Origin of the sequence: Agarivorans sp. OAG1 (assembly GCF_037076485.1) — a bacterium.
Taxonomy (GTDB): domain Bacteria; phylum Pseudomonadota; class Gammaproteobacteria; order Enterobacterales; family Celerinatantimonadaceae; genus Agarivorans; species Agarivorans albus.
In genome coordinates this window covers 4,080,095-4,105,264 of the sequence record NZ_AP028990.1, presented here as the reverse complement: position 1 = coordinate 4,105,264, position 25,170 = coordinate 4,080,095, and the positions used below count along the sequence as shown (strand labels likewise).

The following is a 25,170-nucleotide window of genomic DNA, read 5'->3' as shown; positions in this document are numbered from 1 at the left end:
CATGGTACTAGGGATAGGTAAAAAAACATCGACTGCTCTACTAGGGATCGACTTTGGTTCTTCCACCATTAAAGGACTTTTACTTTCTAAATCCTCAAAAGGTTTAAAAGTTGAGTCTGTGGCCGAAGTCGAAACACCGGTAGGCGCATTAGTTGATAACCAAGTTGTTTCTCCGGAAGAGATTACTGAATCTTTGCGTGAATTAAGGCGAAAGCTCCCTTCACGCAACCGTCAGGTTGCGACCGCAGTCGCAGGTAGTCATGTAATTACTAAAGTAATTTACATGGACAGTAGTTTGTCTGAATTAGAGTTAGAGACTCAAGTTGAACTTGAAGCTGAAAACTCAATTCCATTTCCTATTGATGAAATTAGTCTTGATTTTGAAGTGTTAGGTATAAACGAAAGTGAGCCTAACCGTAATAATGTATTGCTTAGTGCTGCGCGCACTGAGGCAGTAAGTATTCGTGCCGAAGTATTGGCAAATGCAGATTTTGACGCAAAAATTGTCGACGTAGAGTCGCATGCTCTAGGGCGAGCTTGGAATTTTGTATTAAACCAACAAGACGAAGAACTCGATGAAAACAAAATCATTGGTCTGGTCGACATTGGTGAAACCACACTAAACTTCGCTATTTTAGATAAGGGTGAGGTGGTATATAACCGAGCGCAAAACTTTGGTGGGGCGCAATATACCCAACAAATTGCTAGCTTCTATAGTTTGAGTATAGAAGAAGCCAAAGAAATGAAGGTGAGTGGCCGCTTACCTGAAAACTATGAGATAGATGTTTTCGCTCAGTTTGTTAGCGGTGTTATTCAGAATGTACGCCGTCAGGTGTCATTGTTTTTAAGTTCAAGTGGTTATAAGTCGTTGGATGCGATTGCGGTAAGTGGAGGTAGTGCCTTATCGGATGAGCTAGTGTTTCAAATGCAAACTGACTTAGAAATGCCGGTCATAAAGGCGCAGCCATTTAACGATTGCTTATTTGATCGTTCTGTTGATCGAGAACGGCTTCGCCAGGAAGGCGGAAAATATATGGTAGCCTTAGGCTTAGCGTTAAGGAGTTTTGATAATGTCTAACATTAACTTACTGCCTTGGCGTGAAGAGGTTAAAAGCAAACAAAAACGCGATTTTTGGGTAGCTCTAGCTTCATCTGCGGGTATCACAGTATTAGCACTGTTGTTGGTGCAAAACTATTACACAGGCTTGCAAGATAAACAAAGCGCTCGAAATCAGTTCTTAGAAAAAGAAATCGCTATTTTGGATCATCAGATTGGCGAAATTCGTAAAATTAAAGAGCAGAAAAAGAGCCTTAAAGAACGTATTGCTCTTATTCAAACGCTTCAAGAAAGTCGAAATATTCCAACTAAGATTTTCAATAACCTGCCCTTGATTGCACCCACTGGCGTATATCTAGATAGTTTAGCCTTTAAGGACTCTGCAATTAATTTAGATGGTAAAAGTGAAGCGAATTACCGCGTAGCAAGCCTAATGCGTAATATTGAACAGCGCGTGTGGTTAGGAACGCCAAGTATCCGTTCTATTGTTGCTTTACCGGGTAAACAAGCGGATATGGAACTAAGTAAGTTCCAACTAAACTTTGCGGTTAATCTCGGCCTTCCTAATGATAAAAAGGAGGCTAAGTAATGGATTTACAAGAGCTTAACGAACTCGACTTAGAAAGCATTGGCACTTGGCCGAAACTCGCTAAAATCGTTTTTGTTGTCGTAGTCTGTGGTTTAATCACCGCCGGGTACTATTACTATCAAATCGCCGATGAAAAAACCAAGCTGGTTCAGCTTGAGGCGAAAGAGCAAGAGTTGCGACAAAAATTTGAAGTTAAAGCAGCTTTAGCGGGCAACCTACCCGAGTACCAGAAGCAAGTAGAGGAAATGAAAAAGGCCTTTGCTTCTTTGCTTAAACAGCTTCCTGAAAAGCACGAAATTCCAGGTTTGTTAGACGAGCTTAGCTTTATTGGCATTGATAATGGTCTAGAGTTCCGCCGGATTAACTGGGAGCCAGAAGTAGAGCATGAATTTTCCACGGAACTGCCAATTAAGTTGGAAGTGAGTGGTAGCTATCACCAGCTAGGCGCTTTTGTTAGTGCTGTGGCAGCATTACCACGGATCGTGATTTTGGATAACATCACCATGAAAAAACAAGGTGATGGCGGGACATTAAGTATGGCCATGTTAGCCAAAACCTACCGCTATAAAGAAAAACCGGCGGCGAAGGGGAAATGATGAGAGCACTAGCAATTGGATTAACCATGCTTGCATTGTTTGGCTGTGAAGGTTCGAAAGACGATCTACAGCAATACGTAATGGAAGTGAAGGCGCGTAAAGTTCCGGTCAAAGAAGATGTACCTGAAATTAAACCTTTTGAGCATCTTGCTTATCAGGCGAGTGAACGGAGAAATCCATTTACTAGCCCTGCTCCTGAAGCGGCTAATACCGCTTTAAGCACTGAGAAAGAATGTTCCTTAGCGCCAAACGCCGAGCGCACTAAGCAAGCTTTAGAACAGTTTTCGCTGTCTAGTTTGACCATGCGAGGCATATTAGGTGATGGGCCCAGTCTTTGGGCGCTTGTTGAAGCGCCAGGTGGCGAGCTGTATCGCGTGAAGGAAGGCTACTACTTAGGGTTACATCATGGCGTAATCACTAAAGTAAGTGACTTAGGTTTAGATATTCAAGAAGTTGTTTCAGATGGCGAAGGCTGCTGGAACGAAAGAACTACTCAGCTTTCGCTCTCGAAAGCTGATCAATAGGGAAATAGGCATGAAGGGAAAGATGCTGCAAGGAGTATACAAAAGCGGCTTGGTGTTGGCTGGTGTGTTTTGTTGCATAACGCAGGCTTGGGCAAATGCTCAACTTATTCAATTAAATACCAACCCGATGGTTAAGGGGGCGGTGGAAATCGAACTGTTGTTTGATGGACCCGTGGAAAATGTCAGTGACCATCTCGAGTACTCTCCAAATCAACTTGTGATAGATGTGGCCAACGCAAGCTCGGCACTAAAAATTAACCCGTTACCCATTGATGGTGGCGGCGTTAAGCAAGTGCAGAGTTTACAAACTGAGTCTGGCTTACAGTTGGTACTGGCACTAGAGCGCTTGGTTCCATACCAAGTAAGCAAAGAGTCACAGCGCATTTTAGTTAAGCTTGGCGCTTTGCCTGTGGCCGCGGCTGCAGCACAAAGCACAGTTGATGATGCTTTCGAAAATGCTAGTCGCGTAGAGCATGCGACTATCAATACGGTGCAAGGCATAGACTTTAGACGCGGTAAAGGCGGTTCTGGTCAGATTATGGTGGATCTCAACAATAGCTCTATAGCGGCTGATATTAAACGCCGGGATAACAGCTTAATTGTTGATTTTTATAATACTGATATCGCAGAAGAAAACGTTTATGTCATGGACGTAAATGACTTTGCTACTCCAGTCGAGAGTGTTGAAGTATTTAAGCATGATGCGAAGGTTCAGCTTAAAATTGCTATCGACGGCGAATTTGATTATCGCTATGACCAATCGGGCGAATTGTTCCTAGTTGAAGTTAAAAAGCTTGAAGCAGAAGAAGGCAGCATAGTTGAGTATCAAGGAAAACCTATTTCCCTGAACTTCCAAGATATTCCAGTGCGTACGGTATTGCAGTTAATCGCCGACTTTAACAAACTGAACTTGGTTACTACCGATTCTGTGCGCGGCAACATTACCCTACGTATGGATGATGTGCCTTGGGAGCAGGCGCTTGATATTATTCTTAAAGTCAAAGGCCTAGATAAACGCTTAGATAACAACGTATTGCTAATTGCCCCTGCTGCGGAGCTAGCAGAGCAAGAGCGACAGCAACTAGAAAGTGCCCAGCAAGTGGCTGACTTAGCGCCACTCTACTCTGAATACATTGAGGTAAATTATGCTAAAGCATCAGACTTGTCTGCACTGCTTAAGAGTGAGCAAACCTCTATGTTGTCTGAGAGAGGCTCTGTAGCGGTTGATGAGCGTACCAATACTTTGCTTATTAAAGACACTGAAGAGTCACTGGCCAATATTAAAACCATGGTTAAGAAACTCGATATTGCGGTTAAGCAAGTTGTTATCGAAGCGCGTATGGTTACCGTAACAGATGATGTAAGTGAAGAATTAGGTATTCGTTGGGGCGTGACTAACTCGGGTTCAGTAGGCAGTAGCACTGGTATTACATCGGGTACACTTGAGGGCGCGGATGATGTACTAGCAGGCAATATTCCTGATTTAGATGACCGCTTAAACGTTAACTTACCAGTGGCTGATCCAGCCGGTTCGATTGCGTTCCAGGTTGCTAAACTAGCCAATGGTCAGATTCTGGACTTAGAGCTCTCAGCACTAGAGCAAGAGAACAAAGGTGAAGTGATCGCCAGTCCGCGCATCACAACGGCCAACCAAAAAGCAGCATACATTGAGCAAGGTCGTGAGATCCCTTATGTAGAAAATGCCTCAAGTGGTGCTACGTCGGTTACCTTCAAAAAAGCGGTGCTAAGTTTACGGGTGACCCCGCAAATTACCCCCGACGGCAATGTGATTCTTGATTTAGTTATTACCCAAGATTCTGAAGGTGAAGCGGTGCTTACACCTACGGGCCCTGCGGTTGCGATTAACAAACAAGAAATTGGTACTCAGGTATTAGTTAAGAACGGTGAAACCATTGTGCTTGGTGGTATTTACCAACAGCAAAATGTTGACCGTGTGAAGAAGGTGCCAATTTTAGGTGACGTACCTGGCTTGGGTTACTTCTTTAGAACAACCTCTGAAAGTGTTAAAAAGAACGAGTTGTTAATCTTTGTAACGCCTCGAATCTTACTCGACGCACTATAAACACCCACCTCTTATCACTCCTATGCCGAGTCATTCGGTATAGGAGTGATTTTGCTGTTGCCAAACTCCCGCTCAAACGAGATAATCGCGCCCTGATCTTTTTACTAAGGTTGGTACATCAGGTGCCCGCATTGCGGGGAGAAAATAGACAAAGACAAATTTGAAGAAGCATGGCTGAGAAACGAAATATCTTCCTTGTAGGACCAATGGGTGCTGGGAAAAGCACAATTGGTCGTCATTTAGCACAGCAGTTACATTTGCAATTTTACGATACCGATCAAGAGATTGAGCGCCGCACTGGTGCCGATATCGCTTGGGTATTTGACGTAGAAGGTGAAGCCGGATTTAGGGTTCGTGAAGAAGGTGTCATTGATGACCTTTCACAACTTCAGGGCATTGTATTAGCAACAGGTGGTGGCTCTGTAATTAGTAAAGAGAACCGCAATCATCTTTCTGCTCGTGGTATTGTTGTGTACCTTGAAACCACAATCGACAAACAGTTTGCTCGCACGCAACGCGATAAGCGTCGCCCACTGCTACAAACCGATGAGCCTCGCGAAGTATTAGAGAACTTGGCAGAAGAGCGTAATCCAATGTACTCAGACGTCGCTGACTACACAGTGAAAACTGATGACCAAAGCGCAAAAGCAGTGGCAAACCAAATCATCGAATTATTAGGATTCTAAAATAACAATGGAATGTTTGACCGTTGCTCTAGGCGAGCGCAGCTACCCAATTAGTATTGGCCAAGGGTTACTAAACCAAGTTGACTTATTTAGTTCTGCGATTACTAGTAAAAAGGTAATGGTGGTTACAAATACTAAGGTTGCGCCGTTATATTTGGAGCAATTGTTGGCTTGTTTAAGTCAGTACCAAGTGGATGTAGTAACCTTACCTGATGGTGAGCAATACAAAAACTTAGATACCTTAAACCAAATATTTTCTGAGTTATTAGCCCAGCAACATAGCCGTGATACCACTATTGTTGCCCTGGGCGGCGGCGTTATAGGTGACATGGCCGGCTTTGCTGCTGCTTGTTATCAACGTGCAGTGCCTTTTGTGCAAGTGCCTACTACATTGTTATCGCAGGTTGATTCATCGGTGGGCGGTAAAACAGCAGTTAATCATCCTTTAGGTAAAAACATGATAGGCGCGTTCTATCAGCCTAAAGCGGTGGTGATAGACATAAACTGTTTAGCTACATTGGACAAGCGAGAACTTGCTGCAGGCATGGCGGAAGTGATTAAGTATGGCATTATCTACGATGCAGAGTTTTTTGCATGGTTAGAGACCCATCTTGATCAACTTATGGCGCTCGACCCAGAGTTAATGACACGAGCAATTGCGCGTTGTTGTGAAATTAAGGCTGAAGTGGTGGCTAAAGACGAAACCGAGCAAGGTATTCGTGCTTTACTAAACCTTGGTCATACTTTTGGCCACGCTATTGAAGCTGAGCAAGGTTATGGCGTTTGGTTACACGGTGAAGCCGTTGGCGCGGGTATGGTTATGGCCGCTGAAACTGCTGAGCTAGCGGGTATGATCGGTCAAAGTGAAGTAACACGTATGCGGACTTTGATTGAACGTGCTGGGCTACCCATTGTTCCACCACAAGGTATGGGCTTAGCTGAATTTATTCCGCACATGATGCGTGATAAGAAAGTATTGGATGGAAAACTCCGTTTAGTTCTACCTAGCTCTATTGGTACAGCAGAAGTAGTTGATACAATTACTGAAAGTGATATAAAAACAGTTATCAATCGATTTCAATAAGGCAAATTTGAATGGTGGGAGTGCGGCGTGATGCCGAGTTTGCACAATTGCAAAGTCAATTGCGCTTACGCGATAGGCTGATCACTCAAATTCGCTTTAGCGCAAAGCTCATTTGCGTTAACGGAGAGGCGGGGTCTGGCAAGTCGTCAATGGCCAACTTCGTACTTGAAAGTGCTGCTTTTGCTAATCATGCCTTGGTAAGCGCTGCCAATGAGCAAGACGGTCGCTTACGCCGAGATTTATTGCAGCAATTATTGAAAGACCCGCTGTTTAATCAAGACGACCCATTATTCGACAGCTTTCAACGCAATGTAAAAGAAACTTCAGCGCCGCTCATAATCATCATAGATGCAGCGCATAATGTGAGTGTAGAGCTGCTAAACGAGTTGGTGGAGTTTTACCAGCATTACAATCAGTTGTATCAGCATGATTTATCATTAATACTGTTTGCCGAATCTAGCAGTAGTTTTAATGCGCAACTGGATGCGCTAAGCAACCAGGTTCTCTATTTTGATGTCCCGCCTTTAAATAATACTGAATCTTTCGAATTGGCTTCACTACTATTTAATCGTGCTGAGTACGTGGCGGAATTTGAGAACCAACAAGCAATTGAGCAACACATCGCCTCGGCGAAAGGAAATCCTCGTTTAATTTATCAGTTTGTCGATCAAATCGTTACCGGAGATATTCCCATGGCGGAAGCAAGTGCCCCAAATAGAAGTAAGTTATATATCGTTATTGCGGTGGTGTTATGTGCAGCGGTAGCCGGTTTACTGGTGCAAGTTATCAACGACTGGGGCGGTAATGAACAAAGCGATGACAGCCGGATTGCCTTAGCCTTAATGGAAGAACCTACCTTAGCCAATGGTAGCTCTCCAAGCCAAAGTGCTGCTAATGAATCACAACAGAATAATTCAGAGTTCGCTGGTTCAAATAGTGAAGCAGACACGGCAGAGCTGCCGTCTCAAGATCTACCTAAAGAGTTAGATTTAACCAGCCAAAGCTCAGAGTCAGAGTTGCGGGTAGTGGTTGAAGATGACGTGGTTAATAAGCTCCTGGCTGAACAAAGCCAGCCCAATGAAGACGCTGAGCTAGTCGCTCAAATTCAGGATAGTGGTAATCTGTTGGCAGAGTCAGCAGAAGAGCTAGCTGTTGAGCAAGTGCCTAGCGAAGTAACTCAAGAAGAAGTACCTATCAAGGTTACTAACGTAAAAGCGCTGTTGGATGCTAAGCCAAGCAAGCGTTATACCCTGCAGTTAATGGCGCTAAATAATCGCGAAAAAGCGCAACAGTTTGTGTCGGCTCGACAGTGGGCACATGAGGTGTGGGTATATCGTTCAAGCGCCAATCCAAATGTTCCTTATAAAATTATTTATGGTGACTTTGCCACACGCGAAGAAGCCCAAGCCGCTCGTAATAGTTTAAAACAGCAAAATCTTGATTCTTTGATTAAGCAATTTAAACAGGTTCAGTTTGAATTGACTCAATAGTAATGAAGAAAACACGTGCTTTTTTAAAATGGGCTGGCGGAAAATACGGCTTAATTGAAGACATCCAGCAACAACTACCTGAAGGTGATTTGCTGGTAGAGCCCTTTGTGGGTGCCGCTTCGGTGTTTTTAAATACCGATTATCCGCGCTACTTATTGAGTGACATCAATCCCGATTTGATCAACATGTATCAAATATTGCAGCAACGCCCGCAGCAGTTCATTGATGATGCTAAGCACTATTTCACGCAAGAATGTAATCAAAGCGAATATTACTACCAGGTGCGTAAACGTTTTAATGCCACCAAAGACAGCTACCAACGCTCCTTAATGTTTTTATATATGAATCGTCACGGTTATAACGGCTTATGTCGCTATAACCGTGGTGGTGGCTTTAATGTGCCCTTTGGTTCTTATAAGCGCCCTTACTTCCCTGAACAAGAGCTGGAGTTTTTTGCAGAGAAGTCACAAAAGGCCGAATTTCGTTGCTGCTCTTACGTGGAAACCTTTGCCGAGGTAAAGGCGGGCGATATAGTTTATTGCGATCCGCCTTATGCTCCGCTTAGCCCAACAGCCAGTTTTACCAACTACGCAAGTAAAGGCTTTAATCGAAGTGACCAAGAACGTTTAGGCGATTTAGCCATAGAGGCCCAGCAGCGGGGCGCTTCTGTATTGATTAGCAATCATGATTTACCGCTCACTCGCAGCATTTATCAGCATAGTGAATTGAGCCAACTAAGTGTGCGCCGAACCATTAGTCGTAAAGGGCAGCAACGAATGAAAGTTGCTGAGCTATTGGCTTATTATCAGGCCAATTAATCACCCTTAGGTAATTGCCGACACTAGCGCTGCTATCGCTAATACAAAAAGCGTAACCATAATGATGCCAACTAGGATGAATTTCCACGCTTTGCCTTGGCTAAAGTCATGTTGGCGTTGCTTATCCGATTGAACACCAAACAATGCACCCAGAACACTTTTCAACACAGACATGATATTTCTGCCATTTGTTGCCCCTTTTTCTGAATAACTTCAGCATGACATAAAAACAATCTTTGTACAGAGATTGGATCACAGCACAAGCTGCGCTAAAATTGCGCACTTTCAAATCCAATGGTTAACCCAATGAGCAAACCTTTTTTAATTGCCCCTTCAATTTTAGCCGCAGATTTTGCCCGTTTGGGTGAAGAAGTGGATAATGTACTGGCTGCTGGTGCAGATGTAGTCCACTTTGATGTAATGGACAATCACTACGTACCTAATCTAACCGTTGGTCCAATGGTGTGTAAGGCACTGCGAGACTACGGTATAACTGCACCAATTGATGTGCATTTAATGGTTAAGCCGGTAGATGCCATCATTCCTGAGTTTGCTAAAGCCGGGGCCAGCATGATTACATTTCATGCTGAAGCTTCAGAGCACATCGACCGCAGTTTACAGCTAATTAAAGAACATGGCTGTAAAGCAGGTTTAGTATTAAACCCTGCTACACCTCTGCACTGTCTTGATTACGTAATGGATAAGCTGGACATGATATTGTTAATGTCGGTAAACCCAGGTTTTGGCGGTCAAAAGTTTATTCCAAATACCCTAGATAAACTGCGAGCTGTGCGTAAAAAGATTGACGAGAGTGGCTACGACATTCGTTTAGAAATTGATGGTGGTGTGACGCCAGACAATATTGCTGAAGTAGCAGAAGCTGGTGCCGATATGTTTGTGGCGGGTTCTGCCATCTTCAATCAACCTGATTACAAAGCGGTAATCGATAAAATGCGTGCCGAACTGGCGAAAGTTGCAAATTAAGGTTAAACAAATGAGCCAATTACAAGCGGTAAAGTTAATTGCTTTTGATTTAGACGGTACCTTAGTAGACAGCGCGCCTGATTTAGCCTTGGCTATTAATGCGATGCTGCTGGACTTGGGGCGCGAGCAATTTCCAGAACAAACCGTTCGCCACTGGGTAGGCAATGGTGCCGAAGTGTTAATAAAACGCGCTTTATCTGGTTCATCTACTATTTCTAGCGATATTGATGAGAGCCTGTACTTAAAAGCGAAAGATTTGTTCGTTCAGCATTATTCAGAAAAACTGTGTGTCGCCAGCAAGCTGTATGATGGCGTTGCAGAGAGTTTAGAACAGCTTTCTAAGTTAAATGTGCCAATGGCTATTGTCACCAATAAACCTGGCGTATTCACTCAACCGTTATTAGAAGCTTTAAATTTGGCACAATACTTTGACGTAGTATTATCGGGTGATTCTCTGCTACGTAAAAAGCCCGATCCACTGCCGCTGCAGCACTTAGTTGAGCGCTGCCAAGTTGAGATGGCAGATTTATTGATGGTGGGTGACTCAAAAAATGATATTCAAGCTGCAAAAGCAGCGGGTTGTCGCTCGCTAGGCTTGACCTATGGTTATAACTACGGTGAAGATATCGCTCTTAGTGGCCCCGATTTTGTGGCAGACAGCCTAGTAACGTTGCTTGAGTTAATTAAAGGCTCGGTAACGGCTTAAGCCCATAGTATTAGTTTTTATAGGAAGAACATGAGTAAACCGATTGTATTAAGTGGCATTCAGCCTTCTGGTTCATTAACCATTGGTAACTATGTTGGGGCGATAAATCAGTGGATTGACATGCAAAATGACTATGACTGTTATTTTATGTTGGTTGATCTTCACGCCATTACAGTACGCCAAAAGCCCGAAGAACTTAAAGCGCGAGTATTAGATGGTTTAGCCACTTACTTAGCGTGTGGCTTAGATCCAGATAAAAGTACCATTTTTGTTCAGTCGCAAGTACCAGAGCATGCTCAGCTAGCCTGGGTATTAAACTGTTACACGCAAATGGGCGAGCTGAGCCGTATGACTCAGTTTAAGGATAAATCAGCCTCGCATGCCAATAACATCAACGCTGGCTTATTTACTTACCCAGCTTTAATGGCTGCAGATATATTGTTGTATCAGGCTAATGCTGTACCTGTAGGCGATGACCAAAAGCAGCACCTTGAATTAACGCGAGATGTGGCAAATCGCTTTAACGCACTATATGGCGACATATTCAAAGTGCCTGAGCCGTATATTCCTGAGTTTGGTGCGCGGGTAATGTCTCTTCAAGAGCCAACCAAAAAAATGTCGAAGTCAGATGCTAACCCTAAGGCTTTCATTTTACTAAACGATACGCCTAAGCAAATCGCCAAAAAGATTAAAGCTTCGGTGACTGACTCTGATGAGCAGGCGCGTATCTACTTTGATCGTAATGAAAAGCCAGGTGTATCTAACCTACTAACTTTGCAGTCGGTGGCAACTGGTAAGTCAATTGATGACTTAGTAGCAAGCTATGAAGGTAAAATGTACGGACACCTGAAAGTAGACACCGCTGACGCTGTGGTTGCGATGATGGAGCCTATTCAAGCGCGCTATCAAGCGCTACGAGAAGATGAGGCCGCTCTGCAGGCTATTATGGCTAAAGGCGCAGAACGTGCCAGTGAGCAAGCCAGTAAAACTCTACGCGCAGTTTATGATGTACTAGGTTTTATTAGTTTGAAGTAACAGCGACTTAATAACGCTAAGCCCAGCTAATAGCTGGGCTTTTTTATGTCTAGTTAATACTAGTGGCATAGCTAAGTGCTTGCTAGTATCTATTTGTATATCAATGTGTTGATAACTGGCTCTGTGAGGAATAGATGGATCTTGAACGTAAAACCTTAGTTGTGTCGGCAATAATTGCTTTGCTGCTCTCTATGTGGGGCATAGCCATGGGGGTCTACACCGAATCTGGCGCAATTATGCTAGATGGCGTATTCAATCTATTATCCTCAGTTATGGCATTCATAGGTATCCGTATCGCCTACCTAACCAGTCAAAACTATAATGAACGTTTTCCCATGGGTTATTTTGCCTTCGAGCCCTTAATGGTCATGGTGAAAGGCATCTCGATTTTAGTTTTGGTAGCATTTGCCTTATCAGCCAATTTGCAAACCATGCTAGCTGGTGGGCGAGAACCACAAATAGGCATGATGTTAGTGTATGTGGTGCCGGCCGTAGCAGGATGTTTACTTGCATGGTATGTATGTTTGCGCAGCAATCAAAAACAAGCATCTAATTTGCTTCTAGCGGAGCAGCAGGGTTGGTTAATCAACTCTGTGATCTCTGGTGCTATTGGCGTTGCGCTTATCATTGTATTGTTGATCCAAGATAGCAGCATCGGCTGGATAGCCCGCTACGTAGACCAAATATTGGTAATTGTGTTCTCCTTGGTGTTTTTAAAAGATCCGTATTTATTGGTTAAAAACGGTTTTAAAGAGTTACTGCTTAGTGCCCCTGATGATGCCCACACTAAGCCATTTTTAGCGGCACTTAATGAGCAACCTTTAGTTGATGGTTTTAGTATTGCTGATGCCATGGTAATGAAAACCGGCCGCAGATTTTGGGTAACTCTAGAATTAGAATGCCAACAATCTCAACTTGCCCTTAGCGATTTGGTGCAGCAGCGTAAACAGCTGAGAGCTTTAGCCAATGAGTTTTATGAGAATAACTACACTGAGATAGTATTTGTTGAGCCTAAAGCTTCGAGCGAAGACGCAGCAAGTTGAATTAAACTAAACTGCACTGAATAGTCGCTGTGTCGCCGTTTAAAATCGGCTACTATAGCGACTTTCTTGGTTTTGACTTATACACGGTTTGCTCAAGCTACATGTTACTTATCATCGACAATTACGACTCATTTACCTACAACCTATATCAATACTTTTCGCAGTTAGGTATTCAGGTTGAAGTGTGTCGTAACGATCAAATTACTCTAGAGCAAATTGAAGAGTTAGCCCCTAGCCATTTGGTCATATCGCCTGGGCCCTGCTCGCCTAATGAGGCTGGCATATCTTTAGATGTGATTGCCAGGTTTGCTCAGCGCTTGCCTATTTTGGGGGTGTGTTTGGGTCATCAATGCATTGCGCAGCATTTTGGCGCACAGGTGGTGCGTGCAGCACAAGCTATGCACGGCAAAGTGCGGCCCATTTATCATCAGCAGCAATCAGTGTTTAAGGGCTTGGCTAATCCACAAATGGTAACGCGTTACCATTCTTTAGTGGTGGCGAAAGACAGCTTGCCAGAGTGCTTAGAAGTAACTGCATGGAGCCAAGATAATGAGGGCGAAACGCATGAAATTATGGGGTTAAAACACCGGGATTTACCGATCCATGCAGTGCAGTTTCATCCAGAAAGTATACTTACACAACAAGGTTTACAGTTATTAGCTAACTTTGTTGATTCTACAAAGTAGAACGTTTTAGATTCTATAGATGCTTATCTAGTGATTATATAGAATGAATAGATTGTGCATATTTATGCTGTAGTGGCTAAGTCTTTGGCTGTTTTCTGTCAGCTTAGCAATAATTGATTTAGAACTATGCACTGAATATGCGTAAAAATGGCCATATTTTGTATGGCTCAAAGGCACTATGCTCAGACAAGGCTCTTGAGATTTGCCATAATCGCCAAACTGTTTACAAACTATTAACCTTTCTGGCCCTGTATAACGGAATAGCCAGAAAGCTAAAAGGAGAACACTACATGTCACACGCTGTTACTCGCGCGCTATTCGATGAAGTTATGGTTCCAAACTATGCACCAGCTGCCATTATTCCGGTGAAGGGTGAAGGTTCGCGTTTATGGGATCAAAACGGTCGTGAGTATATCGACTTTGCTGGTGGTATTGCTGTTAACTGCTTAGGCCATTGTCATCCCGCGTTGGTGAAGAGCTTAACCGACCAAGGCAACTCACTGTGGCACTTAAGTAATGTACTTACTAATGAGCCAGCATTGCGTTTAGCCAAAAAATTGGTAGACAGTACCTTTTCTGAGAAAGTGTTCTTTTGTAATTCTGGCGCAGAAGCCAACGAAGCCGCACTAAAACTAGCGCGCCGTTATGCTATTGAGCATGGTTCTGCCGATAAAACCAAAATCATCGCTTTTGAACAAGGCTTCCATGGTCGTACTTTCTTTACCGTAACCGTGGGCGGTCAAGCAACTTATTCAGACGGCTTTGGACCAAAACCCGGCGATGTAGAACACATTCCTTACAATGACCTTGCAGCCTTAGAAGCCATTATTGATGATCAAACCTGCGCAGTAATGATGGAGCCTTTGCAAGGTGAGGGCGGCATTATTAGTCCTGACTTAGAGTTTGCCCAAAAAGTACGTGAGCTATGTGATAAACACCAAGCTTTGCTTATTTTTGATGAAGTACAAACCGGTGTCGGCCGTACAGGTGAACTATACGCATACATGGGCTTAGGTGTAACGCCAGATATTTTAACCTCGGCTAAAGCATTAGGCGGCGGTTTTCCAATTGGCGCGATGTTAACCACTACGGCTATTGCTGCTTCAATGAAAGTCGGCACCCACGGTAGCACCTATGGTGGTAACCCACTGGCGTGTGCAGTAGCCGAAACGGCTTTTGATATTGTTAATTCTGAAGAAGTGCTAAGTGGCGTTAAGCAACGTGAACAATGGTTTAGAGAAGCACTTAATCGCATCAACGAGAAGTATCAGGTATTTGCAGAAGTGCGTGGAAAAGGGTTGCTGTTAGGTGCGGTATTAAATGAGCAATACCAGGGCCGAGCTAGAGACTTCTTAGTAGCTGCAGCAGCAGAAGGCTTAATGGTTCTGGTTGCTGGTGCTAATGTTGTGCGTTTTACTCCTTCTCTTATTGTTCCTCAGGCAGACGTTGAATCAGGCATGCAGCGTTTTGAGCAAGCTGTTGCCAACGTGGTAAACGGCTAAATCAGTTGGGCTGAGGCCGTTAAAGGTTTCAGCCCAAGCAATACTTTTAATAAACACAAATAGTGGCTAATACTTAGCTACGGCTTCATGCTATTTAATAAAGGGAGAAATAGCCATGTTAGTTATCCGTCCTATTAAGGAAACGGATTACCCTGCCTTGTTACAAATGGCAGTGGGTTCGGGGATAGGCTTTACTTCTTTACCGGTAGACGAACCTTTATTGCGCGAAAAGCTCGCGCATTCTATTCGTTCGTTTGCCAGTGATATAGACCACCCTGGCGACCTGCATTATTTAATGGTGGCCGAAGATACCGAAACTGGCGAAGTAGTGGGAACCAGCGCCATAGATGCCGCAGTAGGCATGGCCAGCCCATTTTATACTTATCATCTCGGCAAAGTTGTACATGCTTCTCGTAGCCTAAATGTATACAACGTGGTTGAAACCCTCACCTTAACCAATGATTACACCGGTGTGACCGAGCTATGCACTTTGTTTTTGCAAGAGTCTCACCGACAAGGCCAAAATGGTCGTTTATTGTCGAAGTGTCGCTTTTTGTTGATGGCCGAGCACCCGCAACGCTTTAACGACTCGGTTATTGCCGAAATGCGCGGCGTATCCGATGAGCAAGGCCGTTCACCGTTCTGGCAATGGCTGCAAGATAACTTCTTTAGTGTTGATTTCCCTACCGCCGATTACCTAACGGGTGTAGGTAAGAAAGAGTTTATTGCTGAACTCATGCCCAAGTACCCCATTTACGTCAATTTGCTTAGCAAAGAAGCGCAAGCCGTAATTGGTGAAGTACATGAAAAAACTCGACCGGCGCTGCGATTATTGGAGGCCGAGGGTTTCTGCAAACACGGTTATGTAGACATCTTTGATGCTGGCCCTACCGTTGAGTGTCCACTTAAGCTGATTGAGAGCGTGAAGCATTCCTTCAAAGTAACCGTACATATTGGACAACCTAGCGATGCAGCCGAAGAAATGCTGCTTACCAATGCGCGTTTACAAGAGTTTAGAGCATGTGTTTCTCAGATAGAGTTAGATAGCAAAAAATGCCACGCAGTGATTTCTAAAGAAGCTGCCAAGGCCTTAGAAGTGACCGATGGTGAGCAAATTCGCATTGGCGCACTGCGTTTCGAACAATAATTTTGCCCGCGGGCAGCAATAAAGGATTTGAGGTTGTAGATGGAACATTTAAATCAGTTTATTAACGGTCAATGGTTGGCTGGTGAGGGCGAGGCTTTTAACTCGATTGATCCGGCTAAAAATGTGTCGGTTTGGCAGGGCAAGTCAGCGCTTGCGAGCCAAGTAGATAACGCAGTAACAGCAGCGCGAGATAGCCAATTTGCTTGGTACATGAGCGGCGTTGAGGCGCGCCTTGCAATCATCAAAAAATTTGCTGGCTTGCTTGAAGAAAACAAAGAAGCCTTAGCCTTGGTCATAGCTCAAGAAACGGGGAAACCTTTATGGGAAACTCGCACTGAAATTGCAGCAATGATCGGCAAGGCAGGCATTTCAGAGAAAGCCTATTTTGAGCGTACTGGCGAGTCAAGCTCTGAGCTGCCCATTGCAACTGCAGTATTGCGTCATAAGCCTCATGGAGTGGTTGCAGTTTTTGGTCCATACAACTTCCCGGGGCATTTACCTAATGGCCATATCATCCCAGCGTTGATCGCAGGCAATACAGTGGTGCTTAAACCTTCGGAGCTAACGCCTAAGACATCTGAGCACGTTGTGAAGCTATGGCAACAAGCAGGTGTTCCCAATGGCGTAATTAATTTGGTGCAGGGTGAAGTGCTCACTGGTAAAGCTTTAGCGTCGCATTCAGGCATTGATGGCTTGTTCTTTACGGGCAGTTCTAATACTGGCCACGTTCTGCATCAGCAGTTTGCTAGCCAGCCGGATAAAATCTTGGCCTTAGAGATGGGGGGAAATAATCCCTTAGTTGTGGCTGAGGTTGATGATGTGGATGCCGCGGTTCACGATATTGTGCAATCAGCCTTTATCTCTGCAGGCCAGCGCTGCACCTGTGCACGCCGTCTGTATTTGCCAAAAACCGAGCAAGCCGAGCAAATCCTTGAGCGTTTAGTATCTGTGACTAAGGCGATTGAAGTAGGTGACTACGATGCCGAGCAACAACCATTCATTGGTGCCATGATCAGTGCAAAAGCCGCTGCAGGAATGGTTAGCGCTCAAGATAAGTTAACAGCATTGGGTGGTGAGTCTTTAGTAGAGCTAGAACAAACAGATGCAGATAAGGGCTTTGTTAGCCCTGGCATTATTGAGGTAAGTGAAATCGCCGATTTACCCGATGAAGAATACTTTGGCCCTTTGCTGCAGGTTGTTCGTTATGACGATTGGGACAGTGCAATTGCTCAAGCCAATAACACTCGATACGGCTTATCTGCGGGTTTGTTAAGTAACGATGCCACTCTGTGGGAAAACTTCCGCCACCGCATTCGTGCAGGTATTGTAAATTGGAATCGCTCAATTACTGGCGCTTCTAGCGCAGCGCCTTTTGGCGGAGTAGGGGCTTCGGGTAATCATCGCGCTAGCGCGAAGTATGCAGCCGATTATTGTGCTTACCCAGTGGCGTCAATGGAAGGTAAAGCCAGTGTAATGCCAGTTACCTTAAGTCCAGGCTTACACTTCTAAGGAGTTAGCGATGACTATCGATTTATTCTTTGAGCGTTTATGGCAACAGTATTTGGCGGTAACACCTAGCGCAGAGTCTATTCATACCTTGCTGGGTGGCGGCGCTCCAATCATTAATGATCATATTGCGGTGCGCACTTTTAATCTGCCTAATACCGGTGTAGAAGCGTTTGCCAAGCACTTGTTAGCAATGGGTTACGTTCAAGGTGGTACTTATCACTTTGCTAACAAGCACCTCGATGCGGCTCACTTTGAACATAGTGACCCAACCGTACCCAAGGTGTTTATTAGTGAGTTACAAGTCGAAAGCCTTTCTCCTCAAGCGCAAGATATTGTTCAGCGTTTGGCGAGCCAAGTGAATGACGAGTTATATCAACGCCCAGAAGTATTCTTTTCTGGTCGACCTTGGCAGTTAAGCTATAGCGATTACCAAGCATTACTCGCTGAAAGCGAATATGCTGCATGGTTAGCAGCCTATGGCTACCGCGCTAATCACTTTACCGTGTCGGTAAACCAGCTGGCGGGCTACCAAAGCCTACAAGCGGTTAATCAAAAATTGTTGGAAGCTGGCTTCAACTTAAATACGGTGGGTGGTGAGATTAAAGGTTCACCAGAAGTATTGCTTGAGCAATCTTCAACAATGGCCGATCAAACGGAGGTGGTGTTTAGTGACAGTAAACACAGCATACCCAGTTGTTTTTATGAGTTTGCGCTGCGTTATGCAAAGGCTGATGGCGAGTTGTACTCAGGCTTTGTAGAAGCGTCGGCAGATAAAATATTTAGTAGTACCGACAACCGTTCTTAAAAAACAAAAAAGCCGCATTAAGCGGCTTTTTATTTGAGCAATGGTGGTTTTATTAGCGTGTGCCGTAAACCACTATAGTTTTACCGTGTGCGGTAATTAACTCTTGCTCTTCTAGCATCTTAAGAATACGACCTACCGTTTCGCGAGAACAACCTACAATTTGGCCGATCTCTTGGCGAGTGATCTTAATCTGCATGCCATCTGGATGCGTCATAGCATCTGGCTGCTTAGCTAGGTTTAATAGCGTTTGAGCGATTCGACCAGTAACGTCTAAGAATGCTAAGTCACCTACTTTTTGGCTGGTGATTTGCAAGCGGTTAGCCATTTGGCCTGAAAGGCGCATTAAGATTTCAGGGTTAACTTGAATTAGCTGACGGAATTTCTTGTAAGAAATCTCCGCTACCTCACAAGGACTTTTTGCGCGGATCCAAGCAGTACGAATTGGATTTTCAGTGTCTTCGAAAAGACCCAATTCACCCATGAAATCACCTTGATTCAAGTAAGACAAGATCATTTCCTTGCCTTCTTCATCTTTAATCAATACTGCCACTGAACCTTTTACAATGTAGTAAAGTGTTTCAGCTTTTTCGCCAGCATGAATCAAAGTACTTTTTGATGGGTACTTATGAATGTGACAGTGAGAAAGAAACCACTCCATCACCGGATCAGCTTGAGGTTTGCCAATTACCATATTAAAGAAATCCTCTGTCTTTATAATTGTTTGCTAGCTTTATAACACGCAAACTGTATTTATTTTAATAGTCGTCCATTCCGCCTCTAGCATAAAAGGCTTCGGGCTTTGCTGCAAGGCATTTATACGCCTTTAGTATGAGTCAAACGCTGGCCTTGAACCTTGACCTAGATTAAGCTGGTCGACGAAATATTCCCTAGGAGAATCTAACATGAAAGCGACCGTTTCGTGGTCTAAAGAACTGCAATTTATTGGAAAAAGTAGCTCAGGTCACCAAATTGAGATGGATGGTGACGGTGCAAAGGCTGCGGCAAGCCCTATGGAGTACGTACTAATGGCGGCTGGTGGCTGTAGTTCGGTAGATATTATTTCTATTTTGAGCAAAGCTAGACAGCAAGTTACTGATTGTACAGTTAATCTCGATTCTGAACGGGCAGACGGTACGCCGCGAGTATTTACTAAAATTCATCTCGAATTTGTAGTTACCGGGGTTGATTTAAGTGAAAAGCATGTGGCACGTGCAGTGCAATTAAGCATGGAGAAGTACTGTTCTGTGTCGCTAATGTTGAGTAAAAGCTGTGAAGTAAGCCACAGCTATCGTATTGAATCTGCTTAACTTAGCGAATTTTTCCTGTCTCTAATAGTTGTTGAATCATTGGCGACAGGATTAACTCCATGGCAAAACCCATTTTCCCGCCAGGTACTACAATGGTGTTTTGCCGTGACATATAAGCACCATCGATCATTTGCAATAAAAATGGAAAATCGACATTTTTTAGGCCGCGAAAACGAATAACCAACATGCTTTCATCTAAGGTTGGAATGCTTTTAGCGCTAAATGGGTTAGAGGTATCTACCGTGGGGACTCGCTGAAAGTTGATATGAGTGCGAGAGAATTGAGGGGTGATGTAGTTAATATAATCATCCATCGAACGAACGATTGATTCTTGCACTGCTTCGCGAGAATGGCCTCGCTCGGTGGTATCTCGCACCAGTTTTTGAATCCACTCTAAGTTTACAATAGGCACCATACCGATGAGCAAGTCAACTTTAGAGGCTACGTTTTTATCATCGTAGGCCACACCGCCGTGTAAGCCTTCATAAAACAGTACATCGGTGTCTTCGGGTAAATCTTGCCAAGGCGTAAAGGTACCGGGCATTTGGTTGTAAGGTACTGCTTCATCAAAGGTATGCAGATAACGACGATATTGGCCGGTGCCAGTTTCGCCATATTGTTTGAAGAAGTCGTACAGCAAATTAAAGTCGTTAGCTTCGGGGCCAAAATAGCTAATATGTTTACCATGTTCGCGAGCTTTACGAATAGCTACATCCATTTCTGGGCGAGTGTAACGGTGAAAGCTGTCCCCTTCGATAAAGGCGGCGTTTAGCTTGTGCTGCCTAAACAGATGAGCAAATACTTCGCTGGTGGTTGATGTTCCAGCGCCTGATGAACCGGTAACCGCAATAACGGGATGCTTAGCTGACATAGTGGCCTTATTTGTTGGTGATGATTATAAACAGGGTTTACCCATCATCCTGCTGCCCTTCCATGGCAGAGGCATCAAATTGCTCTTTGGCAATTAAGTTTACTGTTTCATGAAGTTCAGAGTATACGATTAAAACCGAGCCGTTAATAACTTGTTGTTTAATTTGTTCTAGTTTGTCATTAAGACTCAACTCTTGATCACCATAGTCGGTGCCTTCGCGCAGTACATAGCTTTCTAGTAATGCATCTAAGGTGGCGGGTTCTAATTGTTGCCAAGGAATGATCATTTTGATGTTTGCTCAAGTTGTTGTTTAAACCAAGCTGGAATAGTTGATTCAAGCCAAAATTGCGGGCGCAGCAGGCTACCACCAACAAATCCTACATGTCCACCGGTATTGCTAAGGCGATATTCTACAGCTTGGCTTAATTGGTCTGCTTTGGGAATAACCCGTTGGTCCATGAAAGGATCATCAGCTGCATGGATTAATAAGGTTGGCTGCGTAATTTCTTTTAATAAAGGCAAGCCGCTGCATCGGTGGTAATAGTCGGCAGCGCCCTTAAAGCCATGTGCTTTTGCAGTGTAGTGTTCGTCAAACTGCACGAAGTTACGCCAAGTTTGTACTTGTTGAGTATTAAGAGGAGCCTGCTGGGTGCGCTCAATTTTTTTACATAGATTACGTTTCATACGTGATAGCAGGTGATGTTGATAAACTTTAGAGAAGCCACGCTGCAAGCGCTCTGAACAAGCCCCCAAGTTTAAAGGAGGCGATACTACAGCGGCAGCAGCCAGTGGAGAGCTGGGTGTTTTGGCTAAATAGTTGACTAACATATTACCACCTAAGGAATAACCTAAAGCCAGTAATGGAGCCTCGGGGTATTGCTGGTGTAAGTAATTGATGCAGCTTGTGGCATCTTTAATTTCGCCACTGTGATAACCACGCCACAAATTATTCGGTTTGCCGCTGCAGCCGCGAAAGTGCATAACTACTGCGCGCCAACCTTGTTGCTGGCAAGCCTGTAGTATCCCTTTTGCATAGGGAGATTCAACACTGCCTTCTAAGCCATGAAACACGACCACAATGGGCTGGTTTGATGAACGAGCTTCAACACTCTCTATCCAAGCCAGGTCTACAAAGTCTCCATCAGCTAAATCCAGTTTTTGCCAAGCTAGCTTTAAGCGCTTATTCCGCCGTAAAAAAGTAGGTAATAAGGTTTGAATATGCTTGTTTCTGGCCCACCAAGGAGCGGTAAATTGGTTTGGATTAATGATTGCTCTCCCTTTGTTCAATGCGACTAAACTATGCTACCTGTCATAATTTTGTTCAAGTATCATCATTTATATTTTACAAGTTACCGTGGGTAACATAATCTGTTTGTGATTATAGAGTGTTTATGGTGACAGATGTGAATCAACAGCAATTTTCTAGTGACTTAACCAGCCTAAAGCAAGCCTTTGTTCAGCAAAGCTACCCAAGTTTGCAGCAACGCAAATACAACCTACAGCAGTTGCTAAAGTTGTTGATGGAAAATCAAAGCGCCATTATTGAGGCGATTAGCCAAGATTTTGGTCACCGTAGCTCACATGAAACCCAGCTGATCGAGTTATTTCCTTCTATAGAGGGAATACGCTACGCCTTAAAGCACCTTAAAAAATGGCTAAAGCCACAGCGACGAGGTATTAGCATTTGGCACTTGGGTGCGAGTAATCAAGTTATTGCAAAACCACTAGGAGTGATAGGGGTAATCGTGCCCTGGAATTACCCTCTGTATTTAGCCATAGGGCCGCTCACTGATGCTTTAGCCGCTGGCAACAAAGTGATGATTAAGATGTCGGAACTTAGCCCAGCATTAACCCAACTGCTTATCGAGCTAATGCCGCAGTATCTTCCAGAGGATTTGGTAAGGCTATATGCTGATGAGGATGGCAACCGCGGCGCCCAATTCTCAAGCCTCGCCTTTGATCATCTGGTGTTTACAGGCTCAACCAATACTGGCCGCAAAGTTATGCAAGCTGCAGCTGCTAACCTTACCCCAGTTACCCTAGAGCTTGGCGGTAAATCTCCGGTCATTATTGCAAAAGACTATCCAGTTGAACTGGCCGCTGAGCGCATCATGATGGGTAAGCTGTTTAATGCTGGGCAAACCTGCGTAGCACCCGACTACGTTTTACTGCATCACTCACAACGCCAAGCCTTTGTTGATGCTTGTGTGACTTATTGTAAGAAGCATTATCGAGAACTGAGCGATCAGGCATTTTCCAGCATCATTTCTGACGCCTTTTTAGATAGACTCAATAAGTTAAGCCAGCAGGCAAAAGAGCAGGGTGCAGAGAGCATTACTTTACTTCCTGGGGAGAGTAAGCAAAAACTAGCGCCGAGTTTATTGTTAAATGTGGCTGAAGATGCCGATGTTATGCAGCAAGAGATCTTTGGCCCAATCTTGCCGGTAGTTGAATATCAGCAGTTAGACGAAGCCATTGCTTATGTGCGGCAACATGCTCATCCGCTCGCTTTATATGTGTTTTCTAATCAGGCTGCTACCCAGCAACAAGTTATTCAACAAACTCAAGCTGGTGGCTTATGTATCAATGATGTGCTTTTGCACGTAGCCCAACATGAATTGCCTTTTGGTGGTGTTGGACCGAGTGGAATGGGGCACTATCACGGTTATGACGGTTTTGTGCAGTTTTCTAAAATGCTACCCGTGTTTAAGCAAGGGCGTTTTCCGGCAATAAAACTGATGCGTCCACCTTATACAAAATTCAGTGAGTTATTGATCAAACTGATGACTCGTGGATAATTTGCTTAGATTGTTGCCAATAGGGTTTAGCCGTGAGTTGTCAGTTTTGCCAAAAGACATGGTTTTTAGAAAAGCTAGGCCGTTGCCAACAGTGTATGTGGCAAGCCAACCTAGGCAGTTTGCTGCTATTGGTGTGCTGTTTGGGCTACAGCGGTGAAGTGGCTGTTTACTCTGTCGCGCTATGGCTAGCTTTTGCAGCATTTTCCGGCTTAAGTTTGGCCCATTGGCTAATGTTTTTTTATTATCGGTGGTCGACGAAGCAACCACCAAGTAAGTAGTTGGTTTAAGGCAGCTCTGCACTTAAGCTTTCTAGTTGTGGCTCTACTAACTTTGCTGCTTGTTCTACCAGGCTTTGCTGAGGATCCAACCAATGAATAGTATCTCCACGGCGCTCCATTTTCCTAAACCAAGTATCCTGGCGTTTAGCAAACTGATGGATTTGAGAATTAAGCTTTTGAAACATATCGTTGTAGCTGAGCTGCTCTTGTAAATACTGAGCGACCAAGCGGTACTCCAAACCATAAAACTCTAGTTTGCTGTAACTCACGCCATCTCTATGAAGATTTTGTACCTCTTCAATTAAGCCCTCTTCTAAACGCTGCTTTAAGCGCAGGGTAATGCGTTTTCTTAGTACTGAGCGTTCCCAGCGAATGCCCATATAAAGTGGATTGATCCTAGGGTGCTTGGGCTGGCTTTGAGGTTCAACTGTTTTATCCGATTCGGCTATCTCTATCGCTCTTACTAAACGAGGCCGCACTGTTAAATCGGTACTATTGTGCTGTTCTGGCTTGAGCGCCAATAAACGTTGCTGCAGCTGCTCTAGGTTTAGTGCAGTCAGCTCATCCCTAAGGGCTTTATTTACTGGCGCTTCGTGTAGTTGATAGTTTTGGGTTACTGCGTCGATATATAAGCCGGTACCGCCTACCATAATCGGTAGTTTGTTAGCTTGTTTTATTTGCTGATAAGCCGCGAAGAAGTCTCGCTGAAAGTGAAATACACTGTACTCGGTGTCGGGCTCTACAATATCAATAAGATGGTAGGGGATCTCTTGGTACTCATCTAAGTCTTTGCCCGAGCCTATATCCAAACCCTTATATACTTGGCGTGAATCTGCCGATAGCACTTCACCCTTATAACGGCGTGCTAGTTCTACACCTAGATGGGTTTTACCTGAAGCAGTAGGGCCTAATACAACAATAAGGTTAGCGGCTTGAGTTTGCATAGTGGTTTTAATTGCGTGGAAATTGAAAAGCGAATGGTAGCAAGAAAAAACAAAAACGGCATGTGCAAAGCAGCATGCCGTTTGTAATGAGCCTGAGGTCCTTGGCGAAAAGCGTTAAAGGAGCTTTAGTTTTCCCAGAAGTGTTTGCGTGATTCTTGGTAGCGGTCTGCTTCGCTTAAACCAATGTCACGTAATAAGTAAGCTGGTAGTTGGGCTAACTGACGGCGTGTTTTTTGACGCAAAATCCATGTATTGCAAAGGTGGTAAACCTCAACAAGCTGTTGGAAGAAAGAAGTATTTTTGTTGTTGCCAATTGAATTAACGTTAGTGCTCATAGTGTAAGACCTCATCTCAGTTGATGAGGCAATAATAGATCTGAAAATTCGCCTTCTCAAACAAGTAAAACTGCAATTTAATCATTAGAAAAACTAATGTTTATTCTGGTTTTTGAGGGCGAGGTTTTCGTGTGAATAAATCATGAATAATTATTCTTTTTTTATGCTTTGTTAATATGGGGAACTTTAAGTATTTAACCTTTTTTGTGTGTTTATTAAGCTGCTAAGCCAGAATCGGCGCGATTCTGCAGTTTGTGTTTTTTGTAGCTCTATTAGCATTGCCTTTGAGTAAT

Annotated in this window: 28 protein-coding genes; 21 read left to right on the top strand and 7 right to left on the bottom strand. The window is 44.1% G+C overall.

Annotated features, from left to right (window positions below; genetic code table 11):
- Window position 1 precedes the first annotated feature (1 nt).
- The 9 genes from pilM to OAG1_RS18635 all read left to right on the top strand — a co-directional run bounded on the left by pilM (window position 2) and on the right by OAG1_RS18635 (window position 8,927).
- A complete protein-coding gene (pilM, locus tag OAG1_RS18675; RefSeq protein WP_016403789.1) occupies window positions 2-1,078 on the top strand; it encodes a type IV pilus assembly protein PilM in 1,077 nt (358 codons plus the stop codon).
- Window positions 1,071-1,646 carry a PilN domain-containing protein gene (locus tag OAG1_RS18670; protein WP_338622328.1) on the top strand — a complete coding sequence of 192 codons (576 nt, stop codon included), beginning with the start codon at window positions 1,071-1,073 and terminating at the stop codon, window positions 1,644-1,646. Before pilM ends, OAG1_RS18670 begins: the two co-directional genes overlap by 8 nt.
- Complete coding sequence (locus OAG1_RS18665) at window positions 1,646-2,242, top strand: type 4a pilus biogenesis protein PilO (protein ID WP_016403787.1); 597 nt, start codon at window positions 1,646-1,648, stop codon at window positions 2,240-2,242. Before OAG1_RS18670 ends, OAG1_RS18665 begins: the two co-directional genes overlap by 1 nt.
- Window positions 2,242-2,766 carry a pilus assembly protein PilP gene (locus tag OAG1_RS18660; RefSeq protein WP_338622327.1) on the top strand — a complete coding sequence of 175 codons (525 nt, stop codon included), beginning with the start codon at window positions 2,242-2,244 and terminating at the stop codon, window positions 2,764-2,766. The genes OAG1_RS18665 and OAG1_RS18660 overlap by 1 nt, the downstream gene beginning before the upstream one ends.
- Before the next feature lie 10 nt (window positions 2,767-2,776).
- Window positions 2,777-4,849, top strand: coding sequence for a type IV pilus secretin PilQ family protein (locus tag OAG1_RS18655; protein WP_016403785.1), 2,073 nt, complete (start codon window positions 2,777-2,779; stop codon window positions 4,847-4,849).
- Between the two features lie 170 nt (window positions 4,850-5,019).
- Complete coding sequence (gene aroK / locus OAG1_RS18650) at window positions 5,020-5,535, top strand: shikimate kinase AroK (RefSeq protein ID WP_040307650.1); 516 nt, start codon at window positions 5,020-5,022, stop codon at window positions 5,533-5,535.
- Window positions 5,536-5,542: 7 nt separating this feature from the next.
- A complete protein-coding gene (gene aroB / locus OAG1_RS18645; protein ID WP_338622326.1) occupies window positions 5,543-6,619 on the top strand; it encodes a 3-dehydroquinate synthase in 1,077 nt (358 codons plus the stop codon).
- An 11-nt stretch (window positions 6,620-6,630) separates the two neighbouring features.
- Window positions 6,631-8,109, top strand: coding sequence for an AAA family ATPase (locus OAG1_RS18640; protein ID WP_338622325.1), 1,479 nt, complete (start codon window positions 6,631-6,633; stop codon window positions 8,107-8,109).
- A gap of 2 nt (window positions 8,110-8,111) precedes the next feature.
- Window positions 8,112-8,927: a Dam family site-specific DNA-(adenine-N6)-methyltransferase gene (locus tag OAG1_RS18635; RefSeq protein WP_016403781.1), complete on the top strand. Its 816-nt coding sequence runs from the start codon at window positions 8,112-8,114 to the stop codon at window positions 8,925-8,927.
- Between the two features lie 6 nt (window positions 8,928-8,933).
- On the opposite strand, the gene OAG1_RS18630 is transcribed toward OAG1_RS18635, so the two are convergent.
- A complete protein-coding gene (locus tag OAG1_RS18630) occupies window positions 8,934-9,101 on the bottom strand; it encodes a DUF2970 domain-containing protein (protein WP_016403780.1) in 168 nt (55 codons plus the stop codon).
- Window positions 9,102-9,233: 132 nt separating this feature from the next.
- Between OAG1_RS18630 and rpe the strand changes: the two genes are divergently transcribed.
- The 9 genes from rpe (at window position 9,234) to OAG1_RS18585 (ending at window position 18,344) form a co-directional block, all read left to right on the top strand.
- A complete protein-coding gene (gene rpe, locus OAG1_RS18625; RefSeq protein ID WP_338622324.1) occupies window positions 9,234-9,911 on the top strand; it encodes a ribulose-phosphate 3-epimerase in 678 nt (225 codons plus the stop codon).
- A 10-nt stretch (window positions 9,912-9,921) separates the two neighbouring features.
- On the top strand, window positions 9,922-10,617 hold the full coding sequence (locus tag OAG1_RS18620; RefSeq protein ID WP_152783470.1) for a phosphoglycolate phosphatase: 696 nt from the start codon (window positions 9,922-9,924) through the stop codon (window positions 10,615-10,617).
- A 30-nt stretch (window positions 10,618-10,647) separates the two neighbouring features.
- Complete coding sequence (gene trpS, locus OAG1_RS18615) at window positions 10,648-11,652, top strand: tryptophan--tRNA ligase (protein ID WP_152783472.1); 1,005 nt, start codon at window positions 10,648-10,650, stop codon at window positions 11,650-11,652.
- A 134-nt stretch (window positions 11,653-11,786) separates the two neighbouring features.
- Window positions 11,787-12,695 carry a cation transporter gene (locus OAG1_RS18610; protein ID WP_338622323.1) on the top strand — a complete coding sequence of 303 codons (909 nt, stop codon included), beginning with the start codon at window positions 11,787-11,789 and terminating at the stop codon, window positions 12,693-12,695.
- 101 nt (window positions 12,696-12,796) lie between these two features.
- Entirely contained in the window at window positions 12,797-13,381 is a 585-nt protein-coding gene (locus OAG1_RS18605; RefSeq protein ID WP_338626447.1) for an aminodeoxychorismate/anthranilate synthase component II, read from the top strand.
- 290 nt (window positions 13,382-13,671) lie between these two features.
- Entirely contained in the window at window positions 13,672-14,883 is a 1,212-nt protein-coding gene (locus tag OAG1_RS18600; RefSeq protein WP_338622322.1) for an aspartate aminotransferase family protein, read from the top strand.
- Between the two features lie 115 nt (window positions 14,884-14,998).
- Window positions 14,999-16,030: an arginine N-succinyltransferase gene (gene astA / locus OAG1_RS18595; protein WP_338622321.1), complete on the top strand. Its 1,032-nt coding sequence runs from the start codon at window positions 14,999-15,001 to the stop codon at window positions 16,028-16,030.
- 39 nt (window positions 16,031-16,069) lie between these two features.
- The gene (gene astD / locus OAG1_RS18590) at window positions 16,070-17,539 is read left to right on the top strand and encodes a succinylglutamate-semialdehyde dehydrogenase (protein ID WP_338622320.1); all 1,470 of its coding nucleotides are present in this window, start codon (window positions 16,070-16,072) and stop codon (window positions 17,537-17,539) included.
- Window positions 17,540-17,549: 10 nt separating this feature from the next.
- Window positions 17,550-18,344: a DUF1338 domain-containing protein gene (locus OAG1_RS18585; protein ID WP_338622319.1), complete on the top strand. Its 795-nt coding sequence runs from the start codon at window positions 17,550-17,552 to the stop codon at window positions 18,342-18,344.
- A 52-nt stretch (window positions 18,345-18,396) separates the two neighbouring features.
- Here OAG1_RS18585 and crp read toward each other — a convergent pair whose 3' ends face one another.
- On the bottom strand, window positions 18,397-19,035 hold the full coding sequence (gene crp, locus OAG1_RS18580; protein ID WP_016403770.1) for a cAMP-activated global transcriptional regulator CRP: 639 nt from the start codon (window positions 19,033-19,035) through the stop codon (window positions 18,397-18,399).
- Window positions 19,036-19,246: 211 nt separating this feature from the next.
- On the opposite strand from crp, the gene OAG1_RS18575 reads away from it, so the two are divergent.
- On the top strand, window positions 19,247-19,651 hold the full coding sequence (locus OAG1_RS18575; RefSeq protein WP_152783484.1) for an OsmC family protein: 405 nt from the start codon (window positions 19,247-19,249) through the stop codon (window positions 19,649-19,651).
- Window position 19,652: 1 nt separating this feature from the next.
- On the opposite strand, the gene OAG1_RS18570 is transcribed toward OAG1_RS18575, so the two are convergent.
- Genes OAG1_RS18570 through OAG1_RS18560 form a run of 3 tightly spaced genes read right to left on the bottom strand, consistent with a single transcriptional unit; the run spans window position 19,653 to window position 21,809 of the window.
- Entirely contained in the window at window positions 19,653-20,522 is an 870-nt protein-coding gene (locus tag OAG1_RS18570; protein WP_016403768.1) for a phosphoribulokinase, read from the bottom strand.
- A 37-nt stretch (window positions 20,523-20,559) separates the two neighbouring features.
- Window positions 20,560-20,808 (bottom strand): YheU family protein, encoded by a 249-nt coding sequence (locus OAG1_RS18565; RefSeq protein WP_221074932.1) that lies wholly within the window; start codon window positions 20,806-20,808, stop codon window positions 20,560-20,562.
- Window positions 20,805-21,809 carry a hydrolase gene (locus OAG1_RS18560; protein ID WP_338622318.1) on the bottom strand — a complete coding sequence of 335 codons (1,005 nt, stop codon included), beginning with the start codon at window positions 21,807-21,809 and terminating at the stop codon, window positions 20,805-20,807. The genes OAG1_RS18565 and OAG1_RS18560 overlap by 4 nt, the downstream gene beginning before the upstream one ends.
- Window positions 21,810-21,925: 116 nt before the next feature.
- Here OAG1_RS18560 and OAG1_RS18555 point away from each other — a divergent pair, with 116 nt between their 5' ends.
- Window positions 21,926-23,320, top strand: a complete 1,395-nt coding sequence (locus OAG1_RS18555; RefSeq protein WP_338622317.1) for a coniferyl aldehyde dehydrogenase — start codon at window positions 21,926-21,928, stop codon at window positions 23,318-23,320.
- A gap of 32 nt (window positions 23,321-23,352) precedes the next feature.
- Entirely contained in the window at window positions 23,353-23,598 is a 246-nt protein-coding gene (locus OAG1_RS18550) for a DUF3624 family protein (RefSeq protein WP_338622316.1), read from the top strand.
- 5 nt (window positions 23,599-23,603) lie between these two features.
- Here OAG1_RS18550 and miaA read toward each other — a convergent pair whose 3' ends face one another.
- Both miaA and OAG1_RS18540 read right to left on the bottom strand, forming a co-directional pair.
- The gene (gene miaA / locus OAG1_RS18545; protein WP_338622315.1) at window positions 23,604-24,542 is read right to left on the bottom strand and encodes a tRNA (adenosine(37)-N6)-dimethylallyltransferase MiaA; all 939 of its coding nucleotides are present in this window, start codon (window positions 24,540-24,542) and stop codon (window positions 23,604-23,606) included.
- Between the two features lie 125 nt (window positions 24,543-24,667).
- A complete protein-coding gene (locus OAG1_RS18540; RefSeq protein ID WP_016403762.1) occupies window positions 24,668-24,877 on the bottom strand; it encodes a DUF1127 domain-containing protein in 210 nt (69 codons plus the stop codon).
- Window positions 24,878-25,170: the final 293 nt, after the last annotated feature.

Bases quoted from the DNA above. Each gene is read 5' to 3' on its own strand.
- pilM (WP_016403789.1), top strand. From the start codon at position 2: ATGGTACTAGGGATAGGTAAAAAAACATCGACTGCTCTACTAGGGATC.
- OAG1_RS18670 (WP_338622328.1), top strand. From the start codon at position 1,071: ATGTCTAACATTAACTTACTGCCTTGGCGTGAAGAGGTTAAAAGCAAA.
- OAG1_RS18665 (WP_016403787.1), top strand. From the start codon at position 1,646: ATGGATTTACAAGAGCTTAACGAACTCGACTTAGAAAGCATTGGCACT.
- OAG1_RS18660 (WP_338622327.1), top strand. From the start codon at position 2,242: ATGAGAGCACTAGCAATTGGATTAACCATGCTTGCATTGTTTGGCTGT.
- OAG1_RS18655 (WP_016403785.1), top strand. From the start codon at position 2,777: ATGAAGGGAAAGATGCTGCAAGGAGTATACAAAAGCGGCTTGGTGTTG.
- aroK (WP_040307650.1), top strand. From the start codon at position 5,020: ATGGCTGAGAAACGAAATATCTTCCTTGTAGGACCAATGGGTGCTGGG.
- aroB (WP_338622326.1), top strand. From the start codon at position 5,543: ATGGAATGTTTGACCGTTGCTCTAGGCGAGCGCAGCTACCCAATTAGT.
- OAG1_RS18640 (WP_338622325.1), top strand. From the start codon at position 6,631: ATGGTGGGAGTGCGGCGTGATGCCGAGTTTGCACAATTGCAAAGTCAA.
- OAG1_RS18635 (WP_016403781.1), top strand. From the start codon at position 8,112: ATGAAGAAAACACGTGCTTTTTTAAAATGGGCTGGCGGAAAATACGGC.
- OAG1_RS18630 (WP_016403780.1), bottom strand. From the start codon at position 9,101: ATGTCTGTGTTGAAAAGTGTTCTGGGTGCATTGTTTGGTGTTCAATCG.
- rpe (WP_338622324.1), top strand. From the start codon at position 9,234: ATGAGCAAACCTTTTTTAATTGCCCCTTCAATTTTAGCCGCAGATTTT.
- OAG1_RS18620 (WP_152783470.1), top strand. From the start codon at position 9,922: ATGAGCCAATTACAAGCGGTAAAGTTAATTGCTTTTGATTTAGACGGT.
- trpS (WP_152783472.1), top strand. From the start codon at position 10,648: ATGAGTAAACCGATTGTATTAAGTGGCATTCAGCCTTCTGGTTCATTA.
- OAG1_RS18610 (WP_338622323.1), top strand. From the start codon at position 11,787: ATGGATCTTGAACGTAAAACCTTAGTTGTGTCGGCAATAATTGCTTTG.
- OAG1_RS18605 (WP_338626447.1), top strand. From the start codon at position 12,797: ATGTTACTTATCATCGACAATTACGACTCATTTACCTACAACCTATAT.
- OAG1_RS18600 (WP_338622322.1), top strand. From the start codon at position 13,672: ATGTCACACGCTGTTACTCGCGCGCTATTCGATGAAGTTATGGTTCCA.
- astA (WP_338622321.1), top strand. From the start codon at position 14,999: ATGTTAGTTATCCGTCCTATTAAGGAAACGGATTACCCTGCCTTGTTA.
- astD (WP_338622320.1), top strand. From the start codon at position 16,070: ATGGAACATTTAAATCAGTTTATTAACGGTCAATGGTTGGCTGGTGAG.
- OAG1_RS18585 (WP_338622319.1), top strand. From the start codon at position 17,550: ATGACTATCGATTTATTCTTTGAGCGTTTATGGCAACAGTATTTGGCG.
- crp (WP_016403770.1), bottom strand. From the start codon at position 19,035: ATGGTAATTGGCAAACCTCAAGCTGATCCGGTGATGGAGTGGTTTCTT.
- OAG1_RS18575 (WP_152783484.1), top strand. From the start codon at position 19,247: ATGAAAGCGACCGTTTCGTGGTCTAAAGAACTGCAATTTATTGGAAAA.
- OAG1_RS18570 (WP_016403768.1), bottom strand. From the start codon at position 20,522: ATGTCAGCTAAGCATCCCGTTATTGCGGTTACCGGTTCATCAGGCGCT.
- OAG1_RS18565 (WP_221074932.1), bottom strand. From the start codon at position 20,808: ATGATCATTCCTTGGCAACAATTAGAACCCGCCACCTTAGATGCATTA.
- miaA (WP_338622315.1), bottom strand. From the start codon at position 24,542: ATGCAAACTCAAGCCGCTAACCTTATTGTTGTATTAGGCCCTACTGCT.
- OAG1_RS18540 (WP_016403762.1), bottom strand. From the start codon at position 24,877: ATGAGCACTAACGTTAATTCAATTGGCAACAACAAAAATACTTCTTTC.